The sequence below is a fragment of the Phenylobacterium sp. genome, assembly GCF_036821595.1.
Lineage (GTDB): Bacteria > Pseudomonadota > Alphaproteobacteria > Caulobacterales > Caulobacteraceae > Phenylobacterium.
Genome location: NZ_DAISJG010000157.1, coordinates 1 through 2,414, shown reverse-complemented (window position 1 = coordinate 2,414; position 2,414 = coordinate 1). Strand labels below are relative to the sequence as shown.

Annotated in this window: 3 protein-coding genes; 2 read left to right on the top strand and 1 reads right to left on the bottom strand. The window is 73.2% G+C overall.

What is annotated here, in order from left to right; all coding sequences use genetic code 11:
* The coding region (locus tag V7Z97_RS20110; RefSeq protein WP_334165361.1) for a toll/interleukin-1 receptor domain-containing protein at positions 1-741 on the bottom strand (741 nt) is incomplete at its 3' end.
* 186 nt (positions 742-927) lie between these two features.
* Here V7Z97_RS20110 and V7Z97_RS20105 point away from each other — a divergent pair.
* Positions 928-1,215 carry a hypothetical protein gene (locus V7Z97_RS20105; RefSeq protein ID WP_334165360.1) on the top strand — a complete coding sequence of 96 codons (288 nt, stop codon included), beginning with the start codon at positions 928-930 and terminating at the stop codon, positions 1,213-1,215.
* Between the two features lie 11 nt (positions 1,216-1,226).
* Positions 1,227-2,315 (top strand): hypothetical protein, encoded by a 1,089-nt coding sequence (locus V7Z97_RS20100; protein ID WP_334165359.1) that lies wholly within the window; start codon positions 1,227-1,229, stop codon positions 2,313-2,315.
* Positions 2,316-2,414: the final 99 nt, after the last annotated feature.

Below are 2,414 nucleotides of genomic sequence, written 5' to 3'. Positions count from 1 at the left end.
CCGGTTGACGGCGGTGAGCACGTCGAGGCGGCCCACTCCCTCCAGCCGGTCGCGTAGGTCGGTCAGCATGAATTCCACGAGCGCCTCGGCTTCGGCGCGCTGGCGCAGGGCCTCGGCCCGGGCGTCCAGTGCGAAGATCGTCAGGAGACCCATGGCTAGCACCGCCGCGAACGCCGCCCCCGTGACGGCCATCACGCGTCGCAGCTGGCGCTGGGCGTCGCGCTGGACGAGCTCGTCGAGCCCCACCCCGGCCACGCCGGCCACCAGCTTCAGCAGCGCCAGCCGGGGCCCGTCGCGGCCGCGCCGGAAGTCCGCCGCCAGCGGCTCGGCGCCTTCCCGGAGCGGCGCCGGGAAGGCCTCGGCCGGCTCGCCCGCCACCAGGGCCGCCAGGACCGGACGCCGGTCGCCGTGCAGCTCGCGGAACAGCGCCACCTCGCGCGCCACCCAGGGCGAACCCGCCGCATGCGGCGAGCAGACCACGATCAGCGCCTGCGACTGGGCGAGCGCCGCGCGCACCTCGGCCGTCAGGTCGTGCGCGGCGGTCAGCTCCTCGCGGTCGCGGAACACGGGCGCCAGGCGCGCCGGCACGGTCCCGCGCGGCGTCGTCCGGCCGACCAGCCGGCGCGGCAGGCGGTAGGTCTCGAGCCTGCGGTGCAGCCGCCGGCCGAGGCCGGCGTCCCTGTGGCTGTAGCTGATGAAGGCGCGGTAGCGTGCGCCCGACGCCTCGCCCTCGCCCCCCATCCGTTCCCCCGACCCGTGGTCGGCGAACACCGTGCCAGAGGCCGCGGAGACTCACAACGCGGTCGTGTGCACGGACGATTCCTCCCGCCCCGCGGGCGTGATGGCCGTCACGCGTGCAGGCGGCCCGGCGGGCGTACCCCGAAGCCATCCCGGCATGGGACCGGGCCAATGCATCAGGGGGCTGTAATGGCCGAGGTAGTCTTCGAGCGCGAACACAATGACGGACTTCGCTTCAGCGAGGTCTTCATCGGGCGGAAGATCCCGTTCGACGGGGATCAGGCGACGCTGCTGCTGGAGGAGGGCGTCGAGTACGTTCTGTCGTGGAGCGCCCTCGGCCCACCCGGTTCGGGACTGGTCGTGACGACCGCCAAGGACGGCGACGAGGCCAAGATCCGCATCAAGCGGAAGGTCGACGCCGACGGCGACGAGGTGGCCGATGGCCGCCGCGACGGCGTCTCCATCTTCACGCTCTGAGGGAGGCGACCATGCGCAGCATCGCGATCCCTCTCCTGCTCGGCCTCGCCATGGCGGGACCGGCCCTCGCCGCTCCGGCCACCGAAGCGCAGAGGGCCGTGGCCGCGCGGGCCGCCTCGCCCAGCGGCGACTTCCGCGGGGGCGTGGGCGGCCAGGGCTTCGTCCTCAGCGCCGGCTCGGAAGGCAGCACGGCCGCCTTCGCGCTGGAGCGGTCCTGGGACGATGACGGCCTGAACTCCGGCTTCACCACCGTCGGCGTCAAGGTCTCCGCGCCGCTCGACGAGGACACGGAGGAAGGCGCCTTCCTGCTGGCCGACGGGCTGGCGGGCAGCACCGCCGTGGAGGTGTCCTGGAAACGCTTCTTCGCCGCGGCAAGCCCGCCGAACATGGCGGTGCAGCACCAGGTCGTCAGCGCCGGCCGACAGGCCTGCGTCAAGACCAGTGCGAGCGATGAAGCGCGGGCCGCCTGCGCGGAGATGGACCGCGACGCGCTCATCGCCGCCAAACACATCACGCGCGACGACTGGAACAGGGCGACGAACGCGGCATTCCTCGCCAAGACGTTCTGGGTCGCCGGCGCCAGCGCGTCGGTCGGTCACGACCGCTTCGATTACCGCGACCCCAGCGACTTTTCCGAGCTGGACGGAGCCCGCACGCCCTGGGGCCTGTCGGTCAGCGGCGGCGCCCTGCCCGGGGGCAAGGAACTCTATGCCGGCGGCGGCTACGAATATCGCCGCCAGTGGGTCGACGCGAAGAAGCTGACGCTGTGCCGGACGGCGGCTGGCGGCCTCCAGGACTGCGTCACGGCGCCGGTCGGCCGTCCGGTCCGCAAAGACACCTCGGCGCTCTTCGCCGTGGTCCGGCGCATCGACCGCGACAGCCGCCTGGGTGTGCCCTACGGCCTCGAACTCAAGGCGGCTTACGACTTCGAGAACGAGATTTCCGCCGCCACCGCGTCCCTCTACCTGGTGGGCGACGGCGACGGGAACCTCCGCGGCGGCCTGCGCGCCGGCTGGCAGGGCGACGACGACGATCCCGCGACCGACGACGACAACTTCACCATCGGCGTCTTCATCGGCGCCGCCTTCTCGGTCTTCTGACCGCGCCCGGCGCCTAGTTCTTCAGGCTGGGGTTCTCGGTCGACGGCGCGCCGACCACGCCCGGCGAGGCGCCGGCGGTGCCGACCGGCGGGGTCGGGG